Here is a 15361-nt window from a genome sequence, read left to right as displayed (position 1 = left end):
GTGGAACTCGTCAGTGACATCTCCCTGATTCGCGGAGAAGAAGAGCTGTTCGACCGGACGGCTCATCTGTTCGTCGCGGCGACCGACATCGCGTGCGCGGCCGACGACCTCTACACCTGGGCGCTTTCGCGGCCGTCGCTCACGCGGCAGGGCGAACGGCTGGTGCGCGACAAGCGGATCCGCAAGCTGTACCGCCCCGGCGTCCTGCTGAACGAGCAGACCGCGCAGCATCTGCACCGGCTGTCCGGTCTCGGCGCGCAGATCCGGATCGGCACCGAGGAGATCAACGAGACGATCCTGCTGGACGAGCGGGTCGCGATCATGGCGGGCGACGAGGGCAAGGCGGTGCGCTCGTACAGCGTCATCTCGCGCCCGGAGCTGGTGCAGGGCATCCTGTCGCTGTTCGAAACCGCCTGGCTCGCGTCCACCACCCTGGAGACGTTCGACGCGCGGTTCGCCGACATCCGGATGGAGGCACCGCAGATCCTCGAGTTCCTGACCACCGGCTGCAAGGACGAGAAGGCCGCGAAGAGCCTCGGGATGGGCGTGCGCACCTATCAGCGTCGCGTCTCGGAGCTGCTGGTCGCGCTCGGCGTGACGTCGCGTCTGCAGGTCGACGCCCGGGCACGGGAACTCGGCCTGCTGTGAAGCGCTGGGCGGGATTGGCCGTGCTGCTCGCGCTCGCGGGCTGCACCACCACGATCTCCGGCACCGCCCGGCCCGAACCGGAGACCCCGCCCGCGAACCTCGCGCTGGTCGATCCGGCGAAGACGGCGTCCGTGCTGACTGCGGTGAAGACGGCCGCCGAAGCCGTGTTCTCCTACGACAGCACGGCCGTGCCCGCCTACGAGAAGGCACTCGCCGACAACGTGACGCCGGGCGCGCGCGACGAGCTGGCGAAACTGTTCGCCGAGGTCCGGAAATCGGCCGAGCCGGTCAAGCTCGTGACCAAGGTGATCGTGTCGGCGGCGGTCGAGCAGACGCCGGACAAGGCGCGGGTGCTGACCGTCCTGGACCAGAGCAGCACCAGGGCCGGTGCCACCAGCAAGGGCATCGCGTCGGTGCTGCTCGCGACCGTCCGCGAGGGTGACCGCTGGCGGATCGGCGAGGTCAAGGTGAACCCGACGGACTCCCCGCTCGCGGCGGAGAAGCCGGGCGCGGGTGACCGGGTGTTCGCGAGGGTGCGGGATTCCGCGCGGGACGGTGCCCTGCGCGCCGCGGAAGCCCTGCTGAACGTGAATCCGGCCGACCCCGAAGGCACGTACGCCCGCTACGAGTCCGTGTCGACCGGGCAGTTGCTGACCCAGTTCCAGCAGGACAAAGCGGCTCGGCTGAACCAGATCCGGTCCGGCGGCACGAAGGCGTCGCCGGCGCCGAACCCGGCCGCGGCGGTCATGGAGGTCGTGGACGACAAGGCGAGCGTGCTGCTCTTCGCGACGTCGGACGTCACGGACGCGGCCGGGCAGGCGTCGAAGCGGTACCTGCCGCTCGTCCTGCGCCTCCAGCACCTGCCCGAGGGGTGGAAGGCGGCCGGCATCGAGTCGGTCCAAGCCCTCCCCTGACGCATTTCGTCCTCTGAACGCGGTGGTTCGAGATCGAACTACCGCATCCAGAGGACGAAATGCGTGGGTCTAGCGGCCTTGGTTCGCCACGGCGGCCGCGGCTTCCTTGGCGGCCTCCGGGTCCAGGTAGGTGCCGCCGACGGTGACCGGCTTGAGGTCTTCGGTGAGGTCGTAACGCAGCGGGATGCCGGTCGGGATGTTGAGCCCGGCGATCGCGTCGTCGGAGATGCCGTCGAGGTGCTTCACCAGCGCCCGCAGCGAGTTCCCGTGCGCGGCGACCAGCACGGTCTTGCCCGCGCGCAGATCCGGCACGATCTCGGACTCCCAGTACGGCAGCAGCCGCGCGACGACGTCCTTGAGGCATTCGGTCAGCGGGGCGGCGTCGCCGAGGTCGGCGTAGCGCGCGTCGCCCACCTGGCTGAACTCGTCGGCCGGGTCGATCGGCGGCGGCGGGGTGTCGTAGGAACGGCGCCAGAGCATGAACTGCTCCTCGCCGAACTCGTCGAGCGTCTGCTTCTTGTTCTTGCCCTGCAGCGCGCCGTAGTGGCGCTCGTTGAGGCGCCAGTCGCGCTTCACCGGGATCCAGTGCCGGTCGGCGGCGTCGAGCGCCAGGTTGGCGGTCGAGATCGCGCGGCGCATCAGCGAGGTGTGCACGACGTCCGGCAGCAGGCCGGACTCCGCGAGCAGCTGCCCGCCCTTGCGCGCCTCCTGCTCGCCCTGCTCCGACAGCGGCACGTCCACCCAGCCGGTGAACAGGTTTTCGGCGTTCCACGTGCTCTGCCCGTGACGCAGCAGCACCAGAGTCCCAAGCTCAGCCATGGGGTTCAGCCTGCCAGAGGGAGCGGAAGCGCCGGTCAGAGGGCTGCGCTTGGCTTTATTTCTACAGAGAGTGCGTTACCCGCAAGTAACACCTTCACCCGTCCAGAAGACGGGTTGCCAACAAGTCCCGTTCCCTGGAAATCAGGCTGCACTCCGTTATCCCGGTTTTCGAAGTTCACTCGAACGGAGTAACCGGTAGTCTTGTGATTACAGGTGGAGATCTGACAGGTTGACTACGTCCCGCGCGGCCGGATTCCACGCACTCCCCGGCTCGACGCGGGTGACGACCGCGACTCGTCTCCCCCCTGCCGAGTCGCGGCGCCCGCCGGCCCCGTTGGCATCCCCCTCGTCACCGGGTCCACCTTGGCGGGAACTTCAGCGGGGCGGCTCGAGATCGCGACTCCCCCCTCCCTCGAGCCGTCCCGCCTGTTCTCTTCAGTCGAGCGGGGGCGCGGACGGCAGATCCGAAGCGGTCGCCATCGCGGGTTCCGCCGGACGGCGCCGCTTGCGCAGCCACCACACCAGCGCGGCCACGGGAACACCGAAGACCAGCAGGAACGGCGCCATCGCGCCGATCGCGGTCAGCAGGCCGCCGCCGAAGGTCAGGAAGGCGTCCCAGCCGCCGGCCAGCCCGCCGAGGAAACCGCTGCGGGATTCCTCCGACGCCGCGACCGTCTCCGCCTTCACCTGCAACGAAATCGTCGACATGGCGACACTGCCCGCCAGGCTTTCGCGCCGCTTCTGGAGCGACTCGAGCTCGGCCTCCCGGCTCGTCAGCTCGCTCTCCACCGAGGCGATCTCCGAAACCGACGTCGCCCTCGCGAGCAGCGCGCGGATGCGCTCGACGCTCGCGCGCTGGGTGGCCAGCCGCGATTCGACGTCGACCATCTGCTCGGTCACGTCCGTCGCGGTGACCTCGCGCCGGACCTGCTTCCCCAGCTTCCCGAGCTGGTCCAGCACGCCGTCGAGGCGCTCGGAGGGCACGATGACGTTGACCGACGCCCGCTTCTCCTGGGTGCTTTCCTGCCCGGTGTAGCCCGCGGCGCCCTGGGTGATGACGCGTACCTGCGAGATCACGTCGGCGACGTTCGGGGCGGTGAGTTCCAGGTTCGCCGTGCGCACCAGCTTGCGGTCCGCGACCCCGGGCTGCCCCGCGGGCGCCGGTGCCTTGTCCGAACCGGCCTTGCCTTCGGTGGCTTCCTTGTTCGGCACCCCTTCTTTGGGTGCCGCTTGCTTGGTGTCCGCCGACATCGGCATCGCGGCCGACTCACCGCCGGAATCGTTCGCCGAACAGCCCGCCAGCGCCAGCACGATGCCGGCGGCCGCGACCCATCTCACTCGCTTGTGCATCAAAACCGTCTCCCTCCAGTGCTGCGGAAAGAGACGGAACGGACGACGGTGCCGTTGCACCGTCCGGGTCACGAGTCGGTCAAGGCTCCGGGTTCGTGCCCGTTCGAAGGCTCGACGAGATGTTTGAACGCCTGCAGGTTCGCCAGCGACTCGCCGCGCGACACGCGCCAGTCCCATTCGCGTTTGATCGATTCGGCGAATCCGAGTTCCAGCAGCGTGTTGAAGTCGCCGTCGGCGGCCTCCAGCACCTGCCCGAGGATCTTGTCCAATTCGGCTTCGGTGACCGTGTCCAAACCGAACCGGCCGACCAGGTAGATGTCGCCGATCGCGTCGACCGTGTAGTGCACGCCGTACAGTTTCGCGTTGCGGCGCAACAGAAAGCGGTAAACGTCCTCATGGGACTCGTCAGGGCGGCGGCAAACGAAGGCTTCGACGGCGAAAGCGTGGTCACCGGCGACCAGCCAGCAGTTGGTCTGCAGTTTCTTGGTGCCGGGCAACGTGACGAAGTACCTTCCCTCGCCACGCCTTTGATATTCCAGGCCCGCATTGTCCAAAGAGGACCGCAAGGTCTCGTCGAGCGTCAAACCGCCACCTCCGCGCGCTGTTCGAGGGCACGCCGGAACGCGCCGGTCGCTTGAGCGTACGTGTCCAGCAGGCGGTCCGTCGTCCGGCGCCAGGAGAAGCGTCGCGCGTGGACGACGGCGTTGGCCGAAAGCTCGGCACGCCAATCGGGCCGCAACGCGACGTTCGCGAGCGCGCCCGCCCAGTCCTTCGCGTCGTGCGACGGCACGAGCAGCCCGGAGACGCCGTGCGGGACGGCGACCGGCAGCCCGCCGACCTCCGCCGCGATCACCGGTGTCCCGCACGCCTGCGCTTCGAGCGCGACCAGCCCGAACGACTCGTTGTAGCTCGGCACGGCGACGAGGTCGGCCGCCCGGTAGACATTGACCAGCGACTGGCCCGGCTGCGGCGGCATGAACCGGGTCTGCGCCTCGATCCCGAGGGAAACGGCCAGTTCGCGCAGGGCCTGCGGCTGCTCCAGCCCGGTCCCGGACGGGCCGCCGACGATCAGCACCACCAGCCGCGACGCCAGCTCCGGCCGCTCGCGCAGCATTTCGGCCGCGGCCAGCAGGAGGACGTCCGGCGCCTTCAACGGCTGGATCCGGCCCGCGAAGGCCAGCACGATCGCGTCGGCCGGGAGGCCCAGCGCCCGGCGCGCGGCGGCCTGGGAGCCGGGGGTGAAGCGGTCGAGGTCGACGCCGGGCGGGATGGCGTGCACGGCGTGCGGGTCGGCGTCGTACAGCTCGATCAGCTCGCGGGCCTCGACACGGGTGTTCGCGACCAGGCAGTCCGCCTCCTCGACGACCTGCTCCTCGCCGATCACGCGGGTGCGCGGCTCGGGGGTGTCGCCCTCGGCCAGCGCGGCGTTCTTGACCTTGGCGAGGGTGTGCGCGGTGTGCACCAGCGGCACGCCCCAGCGGTCGCGGGCGAGCCAGCCCGCCTGGCCGGAGAGCCAGTAATGCGAATGGATGAGGTCGTAGTAGCCCGGTTCGTGGAACGCCTCGGCCCGCAACACCCCTGCCGTGAAGGCGCACAGCTGCGCGGGCAGCTCGTCACGCCCCAGCGGCTCGAACGGCCCGGCCGGGATGTGCCGGACCAGCACGCCGGGCGCCAGTTCGGCGACCGGGGGCTGATCCGAGGACGTGGCCCGCGTGAACACCTCGACCTCGACGCCCCGGCGGGCCATCTCGGTGGCCGTCTGGCTCACGTAGACGTTCATGCCGCCGGCGTCGCCGGTACCCGGCTGCTCCAGCGGAGAAGTGTGCAACGACAGCACCGCGACGCGCCTGGGCGCGGCGTCGAACCCGTGCAGAGGGATCGTCACCTGGTCAACACTCCCGAAGTCCTACTGATCGGCGAACCCGCGCAGCAGTTCACCGAACTCGTCCGCCGCTTCGGCGAACGGCAGATGCCCCACCTCAGGTAGCCAACGCACGACGGCCCCCTGAATCTTCCCCGCCGCGTATTCCGCGGACGTCGGATCGATCACAGCGTCCGCGAGACCATGGACGATAAGTGCCGGTTTGTCCAGATCACGAAGCACGTCCTCGCTCCCGACGTCACGCCGGAACAGCGCGGAGCGCACCGCGGGCGGCGTGGAAAGGCAGGCGCCGAGCAGCGCTTGGGTGAGCGTGCCGGACACCGGGGCGGCCGTCATCCGCGCGCTGAACTGCACCAACGCGGGAATCGCGACCGCCGGATCGTCCGAAAGGACCGCCGGGATGGCGTCGCGCATCGCGGGCCCGACCTTGCCGCCGGGGCGGTTCTTGCCGATTTCTGTGATAGCGCCCACAAAAACGACGCCGCTGAGCCTCGAAGACCCGTGCACCCGGAGGTAGTCGGTGATGACCAGCCCGCCGTAAGACCAGCCGACGACGATCGCGTCGTCGCCCGCGAAGTCGAGAACGGAGGCGAGATCCTCCGCCCAGACCCGGGGATCGTCGTAGCCGGCGGAGGGCACTTCGGAGTCCCCGTGTCCGCGCAGATCCATCGCGACCAGGCGAAACCGCTCGCTGAGCGCGGGGTCCGCCAGCTGCGGCGCCCACGCCCGGCTCGACTGGGCCCAGCCGTGCACGAACACGATCGGACGGGTGTTCTCGGCGCCCTCGACCCACAAACCGATGCGGGTCCCGCCGTAGCCGACTACCTCGGTCTTCATGGCCGCCAGCCTATGAGGTCGATCCCACGGTGACCCAAGGCGCTTTCGTCTTTTGAAGTCGCGCGTCTTGGCCGCGAGGCCCCGCGAACGTGGCTGCGGGCCGCCCTCTGCGGAACCGCCGCACTCAGTGCCAGGCCACGGCCCGTAGACACGTTCGCGGTCGCGCGATTATTTGACAGCAGAGAGGGCCTTCCAGGACTTCCAGTCGTAGAACCAGTTCTTGACGTCCGATTTGGTCGGGCTGCCCAGTTTCGAACCGGTGATCTCGACCGGGTCGCCGATCATCGCCGAGTCGAAGTACTTCTTGGCGTCCGCTTCGAGCAGGTTCACGCAGCCGTGCGAGGTGTTGGCCTTGCCGATGTTCGCCGCGTTGTCCTGGTTCTCGTGGATGTACTCGCCGTTGTTCGAGATCCGGCAGGACCACTTCTTGTTGACGTTGGTGTAGCCGTAGCGCGCGTTGTCGAACCGCGCCATCGGCTCCTTCGTCATCACGATGAACGTGCCGTTGGGGGTGTTCCGCTGGACGTCGCCGTCGAGCCCGTTCGAGCACGGGTAGCTCGCCGATTCCGCCCCGCCCCGGTAGACCTTCATCACGTGGTCCGGGGTGTGGATCTTGACCACCTGGTTGCGGCCGATCTTGAACTCGGTGGTCACGTCGGCCTTGCCGTACGCGCCGCCGCCGAGCGCGACGCCGTAGAGCTTCGCCTCGACGTTGACCTTGATGTTCGCGGGCCAGTACTCCTTCGGCCGCCAGTCGACCTGGGTGTCCGACAGCCAGCCCCAGGAGCCCTCGACGTCCTTGTCGGTCTTCACCTTGAGCGCCTTCTCGGCGGCCGCCTTGTCCTTGACCGGGGACGCGAACTTCACGCTGATCGGCATCGCGACGCCGACCTCGGCGTCGTCGGTCGGGTTCAGCGTGGCGCGAACCTCCTTGGCGGGCTTGACCGTGCTGAACGAGCCCTTGAACTCGGCGGGCTTGTTGTCGCTGCCGGTGGCCTTCGCGGCGTACGTGTACGTCTTGCCGTAGCCGAGGACCTCGGTGCTGGTCCAGGTGAGCCCGTCGGCGGACAGTTCGCCCTTGACGTCCTTGCCGCCGTCCCCGGTGACCTTGACCTCGGTGAGCTTGCCGTCGGCGACCTTCACCACGACCGGCGTCACCACGGACGCGTCCTTGGCGTCGGCGGCGGGTTCGGCGGTGATCTTCGCGACCGGGGCGGCACCCTGTTCCCCGCCGCCACTGCCTTCCGGCTTGGCGTTGCCGCCTTCTTCGCTGGAGCAGGCGGCGGCCAGCATGGCCGCGCCCGCGGCGAGCGCGGCCTTGAACACCGTGCGCCGTTCGATCACCGTGTACCTCCCATGAAGATCCCCGCGAGCTTCTACCCGCTCAGCGCCGGGAACCCCTCCGACGTTACCCGCGGCGACGGAACTCACCCTCGCCCCTCAGAGCGATAGACGCACGAGGGTGGCGTCGGGTTGTTCACCCGCCCGCATTTAGTCCTCTGAATGCGGTCTTTGGCTCAAAGCGCGCAGTTGATGAGCAGGGGTTCAGGGTGCAGCGAAACGCCGAAGCGAGCCTGGACGCCGTCGCGCACTTCGCGCGCCAGATCGAGAAGGTCCTCGGTCGACGCCTTGCCCCGGTTCGTGAGCGCCAGCGTGTGCTTCGTCGACAGCGAGACCCGGCCGCCAGGCCCTTCGTGCCCCTTCGCGAATCCGGCACGCTCGATCAGCCAGGCCGCGGACAGCTTCGTGCCACCGGGCGCCGGGTACTGCGGCACTCGCACGTCCTCGCCGACGACATCCACGATGCCCGCCAACACCTTCGCCAGCCGCGCCTCGCCGATGATCGGGTTGGTGAAGAACGAGCCCGCGCTCCAGGTGTCGTGGTCGTCGGCGTCCAGGACCATGCCCTTGCCGCGACGCAGCCCGAGGACCGCTTCGCGTGCTTCGGCGGCCGGGACCCGGTCACCGATCTCGACGCCGAGCGTGCGGGCGAGTTCGGCGTAGCGGATCGGGGCGGAGAGGCCGTCTTCGCTGACCTTGAAACGCACTGTGAGCACGACGCCCGCGTCGGTCCCCTTCAGGATCGACGTGCGATACCCGAAGCCGAGCTCTTCGGCGGTCAGCGTGCGGATCTCGCGGGTGGCGCGGTCGTAGAGATCGACCGAGACCAGGGATTCGGCCACCTCGCAGCCGTACGCGCCGACGTTCTGGATCGGCGTCGCGCCGACCGAACCGGGGATCCCGGAGAGGCATTCGAGCCCGCCGATGCCCTCGCCGACCAGGCCCGCGACGAAACCGTCCCAGTTCTCGCCCGCCGCGACCTCGACGAGATCTCCGTCACGTGTCCAGCCGGTGTTGCCGACCTTCAGCACCGTGCCCTCGAAACCAGTGTCGGCGACGACGAGGTTCGAACCGCCGCCGAGCAGCAAGACCGGCTCGCCCGCTTCGTCGGCCTCGCGGACCGCGTCGACCAGGGCCCGCACGGTCTTCGCCTCGGCATAACGCCGGGCCGGACCGCCGAGGCGCAACGTGGTGTGGTCGGCGAGGGTGGGAGTTTCGGCAGTGCTCACGCCCGTGAACGGTACTGTCTGGCGCCATGGCCTCCCGTATCGAGCACCGCTCAGCGTTCTCCGCAGACCTCGCGACCACGTTCGACGCGGTCGCCGGCGAGGCGGCGCTGCGGGCGCGGCTGGAGCAGATCGGCGGCGACGACGCGGAACTGCTGGAGTACGTCCCGGCCGAGGACGGAGTGCGCTACAAGCTGCGTCAGGGCATCAGCTCGGACAAGCTCCCGTCGGCCGTGCGGACGCTGCACCGGGGCGACCTGATCGTCGAGCGCGAGCAGAGCTGGAAGGCGGCCGGGAACGGCTACACCGGCACCGCGACGGCTGCGGTCTCGGGCGTGCCGGGCGAGATCACCGCGAAGACGTCGCTGACCGCCGAAGGCGAGCGGACGACGCTGGTCAACAGCGGCCAGGTCAAGGTGCGGATCCCGTTCGTCGGCGGAAAGCTGGAGGGCGTGATCGCCGAACAGGTCACCAAGCTGCTGGAGCGCGAGGCGGAATTCGTCGCGAAATGGCTGGCCGAGCGCTGAAACCGGTCGGCGCGCCGACACGGGGCACGACCAACCCCAACCGGCTCCGGCGGGTGGACCGGTGGCTCGCGAGCGATCCGGGCGTGACGCGGCTGCTGCACCGCGCGGACGAACCGCTCGTCGTGGACCTCGGCTACGGCGCCTCACCGGTGACCACGGTCGAGATGGCGCGCTGGCTGCGCACGGTCCGCCGTGACGTCCGCGTGCTGGGCCTGGAGCTGGACGCCGAACGGGTCGCCGTCGCGCAGTCCGCCGTCGACAAGCCGTGGCTGGACTTCCGGCGCGGCGGCTTCGAGCTGGGCGGGGCGCGGCCGGTGCTGGTGCGCGCGTTCAACGTCCTGCGGCAGTACGACGAAGCCGAGGTCCCTGGCGCGTGGTCGCTCATGCTGGACGCGATGGCACCGGGCGGGCTCCTCGTCGAAGGCACCTGCGACGAGATCGGGCGACTGAGCACCTGGGTCGCCGTCGGACACGACGGACCGCGCACCCTGACCCTGTCGGTACATCTCGCCAGCCTGGAACGTCCGTCCACAGTGGCCGAACGACTGCCCAAGATCCTGATCCACCGCAACGTTCCCGGCGAACGCGTCCACGAACTACTGTCCACTTTGGACATCTGCTGGGCGACGGCGGCGCCGCATCAGAACTTCGGTGTCCGTGCCCGCTGGGCGCACACCGTCCATCTGCTCACCGCCCGGGGCTGGCCGGTGCTGAACCGGCCGTCGCGGTGGCGGCTGGGTGAACTCACGGTGCCGTGGTCCTCGGTGGCCCCGGCCTAGGAATTCACCGGTCGAACCCCGCTCCGTCACCCCAAAGCGACCTGCGGTGATCACCATGGAACCGTGGAACTGCTGGAGTACGTCACCGGGCTGCTCGAGGGCACGCTCGGATCGCCCTGGCTGTGGGTGATCGTGTTCCTCGTGTCCGGGTTGGACGCGCTCCTGCCGTTCATGCCGAGCGAGACCACCGTCATCACCGTCGCCGTTCTGATCGGCACGGACTTCGCCCAGCTGGCGCTGCTCGCGCTGATCGCCGCGCTCGGGGCCTGGCTGGGCGACTGCCTCGGCTACACCGTCGGCGCCGCCGCGGGCCCGCGGGCGCTCGCCCGCCTGCAGCGCGGTCCGGACGGGATCCGGCGCTACGAATGGGCGAAGATCCAGGTGCGGCGCAACGCCGTCCTGCTGATCCTCGCCGCCCGCTACCTGCCCGGCGGCCGCGTCGCGAGCGGGCTCGCCAACGGCAGCCTCGGCTACCCGCCACGCAAATTCGTCCCCCTCGACGCCCTCGGCGCGGGCATCTGGGCGGTGTACAGCGTCCTGATCGGACTGGTCGGCGGAGCGGCCTTCGCGGACGAACCGGAGAAGGGCCTTCTGCTGTCCTTCGCACTCGGCTTGCTGCTGGTCGCGGCGATCGAGATCGGGCGGCGGGTCCGCGTCCGGATACTGACCCGGCGCCGCGCGGCGGCCGGGACCAGCGACAATGGTGTGCGTGTCGAACCCTGAACGTCGCTATGTGATCTCCTTCGGCTGCCCGGACCGCACGGGCATCATCGCCCGTATCTCGGGTTTCCTCGCCGAGCACGGCGGGTGGATCGTCGAAGCGGCGTATCACACCGACCCGGACACCGGCTGGTTCTTCACCCGCCAGGTCGTCCGCGCCGATTCACTCCCGTTCGACGCCGCCGAACTGCGTACGCGCTTCGCCGAGGTCGCGGAGTCGCTTTCGAGCGAGTCGAGCTGGCAGGTCAGCGACACCGGCGAGCGCCGCCGCGCGGTGATCCTCGTCTCCAAGGCCGGGCACTGCCTCTACGACCTGCTCGGCCGGGTCGCGTCCGGGGAACTGGACGTCGACGTCGCCGCCGTCATCGGCAACCACGCGTCGCTGGGCGACATCACCCGCGCCCACGGCATCCCGTTCCACCACGTCCCGTTCCCCGCCGGCGACCCGGCCGCCAAGGCGCCGGCGTTCGCCGAAGTACGGAAACTCGTCGACGAGCACGACCCGCACGCCGTGGTCCTCGCCCGGTTCATGCAGGTCCTGCCGCCGGAACTGTGCGAGGCGTGGGCTGGGCGGGCGCTCAACATCCACCACAGCTTCCTGCCGTCGTTCGTCGGCGCGCGGCCGTACCACCAGGCCCACGCGCGCGGGGTGAAGCTCATCGGCGCGACCTGCCACTACGTCACCGCCGACCTCGACGCGGGCCCGATCGTCGACCAGGACGTCATCCGCGTCGACCACGGGGACTCGGTCGAGGACATGGTCCGCAAGGGCCGCGACATCGAGAAGGTGACGCTGGCGCGCGGGCTCCGGTGGCATCTGGAGGGCCGCGTGCTGGTGCACGGGAACCGGACTGTCGTGTTCTAGTGGTTCACTGTGGTCATGGGGACCTCAGAGATCAAGGCGATCGAGACGCTCGAAGCGCTGCGTGAACACCTCGGCCACCCGGCCGAGCGGACCAAGGGGAAGATCATCCCGTTCCTCGATCCGCACGCGCGCACGCTGATCGAGCACTCGCCGTTCTACCTGCTGGCGACGGCGTCCGCCGACGGGACCTGTGACGTCTCGCCGCGCGGCGACCCCGCCGGTTCCGTGAAGGTGCTCGACGACAAGACGCTGGTGCTGGCGGACCGGCCGGGCAACAAACTGCTCGACAGCCAGACCAACATCCTCGAAAACCCGCACGCCGGCCTGCTGTTCCTGATCCCGGGGATGAACGAGACCCTGCGGATCAACGGCCGCGCGAAACTGGTCGCGGACGCGCCGTTCTTCGACGACCTCGTGGTCAAGGGGAAGCGGCCGGCGCTGGCGATCCTGGTCGAGGTCGAAGAGCTGTACATGCACTGCGCCAAGGCTTTCCTGCGGTCGTCGCTGTGGAAGCCGGAGACGTGGCCGGAGCGGTCGAGCCTGCCGACCGCGGGCCAGATCTTCCGTGACCAGATGAAGCTGGACGTGTCGGCGGAGGCGCTCGATGCGGCGCTGACCGAAGGCGCGCTCACGACGCAGTACTGAGCCCCAAATGTCATGAAAGGGTCGTTCAGGACAAAAAATGTCCTGAACGACCCTTTCATGACATCCGGCGAGAGGCGGGTCAGACGCGGACCAGCATCTTGCCGGTGTTCGCCCCGCCCAACAGGTCCAGGAACGCCTGCGGCGCGTTGCGGATACCGTCCACAATGGTCTCCGAGTACTTCAGCTGCCCCGAGGCCACCAGCGGAGCGACCTCCTGCACGAACTGCGGCTGCAGCGCGTAGTGGTCGCCGACCAGCATGCCGCGCATGGTGAACCGCTTCGCGATGATCGACGCGAGATTGCGCGGCGCCGCGGCCGGTTCGGTGTTGTTGTAGACCGAGATCATCCCGCAGATCGCCATGCGGCCGTGCAGGTTGATGGAGTCGATGGCCGCTTCGAGGTGCTCGCCGCCGACGTTGTCGAAGTACACGTCGATACCTTCGGGCGCCGCCGCGCGCAGCTGCTCGATCACCGGGGCGTCCTTGTAGTTGAACGCCGCGTCGAAGCCCAGCTCGTCGGTCAGCCATTTGACCTTGTCGTCCGTGCCCGCGCTGCCGATGACCCGCTTCGCGCCCTTCAGCTTCGCCAGCTGGCCGACGACGGACCCGACGGCGCCCGCCGCACCGGACACGAAGACGGTGTCGCCCTTCTTGAACTCGGCGACCTCCAGCAGCCCGGCGTACGCGGTGAGCCCGGTCATGCCGAGTACGCCGAGGTACGCCGTGATCGGGGCGGCCTCCGGGTCGACCTTCACCGCGTGCTTCGCGGCGACGACGGCGTGCGAGCGCCAGCCGAGGCCGTGCAGCACGATGTCACCGGGCTTGAAATCGTCCACGGTGGACTCGAGCACCTCGCCGACGGCGCCGCCGTGCATCACCTTGCCGACCTCGTACGGCTCGGCGTAGGACTTCGCGCTGCTCATCCGGCCGCGCATGTACGGATCCACGCTCAGCACCTGGTTCCGGACCAGGATCTGCCCCTCGCCCGGCACCGGGATCTCGACGTCGGCGATCTCGAAATTCTCCAGCGTCGGAACACCGTGCGGACGGGAGGCGAGCCGGATCTCGGTTGCGTTCACGAGGTAACTCCAAGTCTGTTGCCGAAGCGGGGCGGTCGCCCCGTATTCACGACGGATACAACGAGCCAACCGGGGCGCCCATTCCGATTGTGGCGAGGGCTACACGACCTCGGCGAGCTTGCCGAGCACGCCCTCGTAGATCCGCTTGAGCCCACCGGGCGCGAAGGTCTTCTCGAAGAAGCCGCCGATACCGCCCGCGCCGTCCCAGGTGGTCTCGATGCGGACGAGGCTGCCGCCCGGCACCTCGCGGACGGTCCAGGTGGTGACCATGCTGGAGTTCGCGTCGGTCTCGACGAGGGTGCCTTCGGACGGCTCGGTCACCGTCGCGGCGACGTCACGCACGCGCTTCGACGTGGCCTGCAGCTTCCAGCGCGCCCTCGTGCCCGCGCCGACGCCGCCTTCCGTGACCTCGTAGTCGCGGTAGTGCTCCGTCAGCAGCTTCGGCCGGGTTTCGGCGTAGTCCGCGACGAGCGCCCTGACCTTGTCCGCCGGCGCCTCGATGGTGCGCTCCGCGACGGCCGTGACCTTTCCCATCCCACTCCCTTTCACCCGTATGGCAAGACAGCGTCCACGATTCCACCGCTGCTCGCAGGAGGAACGCGCACCCCCTGCCCGGATGCAAGGAAAGGTCCTTTCCTCGCAAATTTCGCAAGGAAAGGACCTTTCATGGCACGCGAAGGGGGCTAGATGAGCGACTTCTCCTTCAGCCAGTCCTTCGCGACATCGCCCGGCTTCTCGCCGTCCGAGTCGACGCGCTTGTTCAGCTCACGCAGCTGCACGGTGTCGAGGGCCTTGCTCACGGCGTTGACGGCGGCCGCGAAGTCGGCGCCGCGCTCGTCGAGCACCTTCTTGTTCACCGCGGGCACGACGTTCTCGGTCGGCACGATGGCGAGATCGTCCTCCAGCGCGACGAACTGCGGGTCGCCGACGAGCGGGCTCACCGAGTCGACCGGGATGACGGTGACCTTGCCGGACCGCAGCTGTTCGACGCGCGGGCCCGCCTCCTGCACGGTCTGGAACGTGGCCTTCAGCTTGTAGACGTCGGTGAAGCCCTTGAAGCAAGGAAGCCGCTCCGCGCACTCCGGAGCCCCGGCGACGACGACGTTGTCGACCTTGGACAGGTCGCTGATCTTCGCCAGCCCCTTCTCCTTGGCGAGGTCGGCCTTCACGATGTAGGTGTTCTTGTTCTCCGCCGGCGAGTAGTCCAGCAGGCCGATGCCGTCCGGCTCGAACAACTTCTTGAGCTGCTCGTGCTCGCCCGCCGCGTCCTTCGGGGCTTCCTTGCCGTATCCGGTGGTGATGGCGGCGCCCTGGTACTCCGGGATGAACTGGAGTTCGCCGGATTTCAGCGCCGGGTAGATCAGCTCGCGCGACGCGACGTTGAGTTTGCGGGTGATCGGGTATCCCTTGGCCTCCAACGCGTTCGCGTACAGCTCGGCGAGGATCACGCTGTCGGTGAAGTTGAAGGAGGCGACCACGATCGGCGTCCCGCCCTTGCTCTGCGCGGCCGGGGCCGCCGCGTCGTCTCCGCCCCCACAGGCGGTCATACCGAGGATGGCGGCGGCGAGCACCGCGCCCACTCGAACATTCCGTGTCCAGCGCACGTGCACACTCCTATGACTCGTTCAGAGGAATGGACAGTATCTCCGGGTCACGACAGAATCCACATTTTGAGAGTTCCACCCCTTGCGCTCCCAGAGAACGGAATCCGGCGCCCCGAACGGGGTAAG

The 15361-nt window shown here is 68.9% G+C and carries 17 protein-coding genes; 7 read left to right on the top strand and 10 right to left on the bottom strand.

All coding sequences use genetic code 11. From position 1 onward, the window contains the following. Together DMC64_RS03270 and DMC64_RS03265 are read left to right on the top strand one after the other, a co-directional pair. Positions 1 to 648 carry a DNA-binding response regulator gene (locus DMC64_RS03270; protein WP_125731971.1) on the top strand — a complete coding sequence of 216 codons (648 nt, stop codon included), beginning with the start codon at positions 1 to 3 and terminating at the stop codon, positions 646 to 648. Then, positions 645 to 1562, top strand: coding sequence for a hypothetical protein (locus DMC64_RS03265; RefSeq protein ID WP_125731969.1), 918 nt, complete (start codon positions 645 to 647; stop codon positions 1560 to 1562). The genes DMC64_RS03270 and DMC64_RS03265 overlap by 4 nt, the downstream gene beginning before the upstream one ends. Positions 1563 to 1631: 69 nt before the next feature. Here DMC64_RS03265 and DMC64_RS03260 read toward each other — a convergent pair whose 3' ends face one another. From DMC64_RS03260 to DMC64_RS03230, 7 genes are all read right to left on the bottom strand, one after another. After that, positions 1632 to 2381 (bottom strand): phosphoglyceromutase, encoded by a 750-nt coding sequence (locus DMC64_RS03260; RefSeq protein WP_043847866.1) that lies wholly within the window; start codon positions 2379 to 2381, stop codon positions 1632 to 1634. A 435-nt stretch (positions 2382 to 2816) separates the two neighbouring features. Continuing rightward, a complete protein-coding gene (locus DMC64_RS03255) occupies positions 2817 to 3731 on the bottom strand; it encodes a DUF4349 domain-containing protein (RefSeq protein WP_125731967.1) in 915 nt (304 codons plus the stop codon). 68 nt (positions 3732 to 3799) lie between these two features. Next, a complete protein-coding gene (locus DMC64_RS03250; protein WP_037333023.1) occupies positions 3800 to 4315 on the bottom strand; it encodes a YbjN domain-containing protein in 516 nt (171 codons plus the stop codon). Beyond that, complete coding sequence (gene mshA, locus DMC64_RS03245) at positions 4312 to 5616, bottom strand: D-inositol-3-phosphate glycosyltransferase (RefSeq protein ID WP_199754867.1); 1305 nt, start codon at positions 5614 to 5616, stop codon at positions 4312 to 4314. Before mshA ends, DMC64_RS03250 begins: the two co-directional genes overlap by 4 nt. 21 nt (positions 5617 to 5637) lie before the next feature. After that, complete coding sequence (locus tag DMC64_RS03240) at positions 5638 to 6450, bottom strand: alpha/beta fold hydrolase (protein ID WP_125731965.1); 813 nt, start codon at positions 6448 to 6450, stop codon at positions 5638 to 5640. Between the two features lie 168 nt (positions 6451 to 6618). Next, on the bottom strand, positions 6619 to 7794 hold the full coding sequence (locus tag DMC64_RS03235; protein WP_037333027.1) for an Ig-like domain-containing protein: 1176 nt from the start codon (positions 7792 to 7794) through the stop codon (positions 6619 to 6621). A 173-nt stretch (positions 7795 to 7967) separates the two neighbouring features. Beyond that, on the bottom strand, positions 7968 to 9020 hold the full coding sequence (locus tag DMC64_RS03230) for a UDP-N-acetylmuramate dehydrogenase (RefSeq protein ID WP_125731963.1): 1053 nt from the start codon (positions 9018 to 9020) through the stop codon (positions 7968 to 7970). Positions 9021 to 9046: 26 nt separating this feature from the next. Between DMC64_RS03230 and DMC64_RS03225 the strand changes: the two genes are divergently transcribed. The 5 genes from DMC64_RS03225 (at position 9047) to DMC64_RS03205 (ending at position 12553) form a co-directional block, all read left to right on the top strand. Continuing rightward, a complete protein-coding gene (locus DMC64_RS03225) occupies positions 9047 to 9544 on the top strand; it encodes a DUF2505 domain-containing protein (RefSeq protein ID WP_037333031.1) in 498 nt (165 codons plus the stop codon). Continuing rightward, the gene (locus tag DMC64_RS03220; protein ID WP_125731961.1) at positions 9526 to 10323 is read left to right on the top strand and encodes a class I SAM-dependent methyltransferase; all 798 of its coding nucleotides are present in this window, start codon (positions 9526 to 9528) and stop codon (positions 10321 to 10323) included. Before DMC64_RS03225 ends, DMC64_RS03220 begins: the two co-directional genes overlap by 19 nt. A gap of 63 nt (positions 10324 to 10386) precedes the next feature. Then, positions 10387 to 11046, top strand: coding sequence for a DedA family protein (locus tag DMC64_RS03215; protein WP_073846215.1), 660 nt, complete (start codon positions 10387 to 10389; stop codon positions 11044 to 11046). Further along, positions 11024 to 11908 (top strand): formyltetrahydrofolate deformylase, encoded by an 885-nt coding sequence (gene purU, locus DMC64_RS03210; RefSeq protein WP_199754866.1) that lies wholly within the window; start codon positions 11024 to 11026, stop codon positions 11906 to 11908. The genes DMC64_RS03215 and purU overlap by 23 nt, the downstream gene beginning before the upstream one ends. Before the next feature lie 15 nt (positions 11909 to 11923). Beyond that, the gene (locus DMC64_RS03205; protein WP_125731959.1) at positions 11924 to 12553 is read left to right on the top strand and encodes a pyridoxamine 5'-phosphate oxidase family protein; all 630 of its coding nucleotides are present in this window, start codon (positions 11924 to 11926) and stop codon (positions 12551 to 12553) included. A 79-nt stretch (positions 12554 to 12632) separates the two neighbouring features. Here DMC64_RS03205 and DMC64_RS03200 read toward each other — a convergent pair whose 3' ends face one another. The 3 genes from DMC64_RS03200 to DMC64_RS03190 form a co-directional block, all read right to left on the bottom strand. Further along, positions 12633 to 13631, bottom strand: coding sequence for an NADP-dependent oxidoreductase (locus DMC64_RS03200; RefSeq protein ID WP_125731957.1), 999 nt, complete (start codon positions 13629 to 13631; stop codon positions 12633 to 12635). Between the two features lie 99 nt (positions 13632 to 13730). Then, complete coding sequence (locus DMC64_RS03195; protein WP_125731955.1) at positions 13731 to 14165, bottom strand: SRPBCC family protein; 435 nt, start codon at positions 14163 to 14165, stop codon at positions 13731 to 13733. A gap of 149 nt (positions 14166 to 14314) precedes the next feature. After that, on the bottom strand, positions 14315 to 15211 hold the full coding sequence (locus DMC64_RS03190) for an ABC transporter substrate-binding protein (protein WP_081975689.1): 897 nt from the start codon (positions 15209 to 15211) through the stop codon (positions 14315 to 14317). Positions 15212 to 15361: the final 150 nt, after the last annotated feature.

This window comes from Amycolatopsis sp. WAC 04197, assembly GCF_003947475.1.
Lineage (GTDB): Bacteria > Actinomycetota > Actinomycetes > Mycobacteriales > Pseudonocardiaceae > Amycolatopsis > Amycolatopsis japonica.
The sequence above is the reverse complement of the archived record's forward strand: the minus strand, read 5'-3'. Positions and strand labels throughout refer to the sequence as shown.

Bases quoted from the DNA above. Each gene is read 5' to 3' on its own strand.
- DMC64_RS03260 (WP_043847866.1), bottom strand. From the start codon at position 2,381: ATGGCTGAGCTTGGGACTCTGGTGCTGCTGCGTCACGGGCAGAGCACG.
- DMC64_RS03255 (WP_125731967.1), bottom strand. From the start codon at position 3,731: ATGCACAAGCGAGTGAGATGGGTCGCGGCCGCCGGCATCGTGCTGGCG.
- DMC64_RS03240 (WP_125731965.1), bottom strand. From the start codon at position 6,450: ATGAAGACCGAGGTAGTCGGCTACGGCGGGACCCGCATCGGTTTGTGG.
- DMC64_RS03225 (WP_037333031.1), top strand. From the start codon at position 9,047: ATGGCCTCCCGTATCGAGCACCGCTCAGCGTTCTCCGCAGACCTCGCG.
- DMC64_RS03220 (WP_125731961.1), top strand. From the start codon at position 9,526: ATGGCTGGCCGAGCGCTGAAACCGGTCGGCGCGCCGACACGGGGCACG.
- purU (WP_199754866.1), top strand. From the start codon at position 11,024: ATGGTGTGCGTGTCGAACCCTGAACGTCGCTATGTGATCTCCTTCGGC.
- DMC64_RS03205 (WP_125731959.1), top strand. From the start codon at position 11,924: ATGGGGACCTCAGAGATCAAGGCGATCGAGACGCTCGAAGCGCTGCGT.
- DMC64_RS03195 (WP_125731955.1), bottom strand. From the start codon at position 14,165: ATGGGAAAGGTCACGGCCGTCGCGGAGCGCACCATCGAGGCGCCGGCG.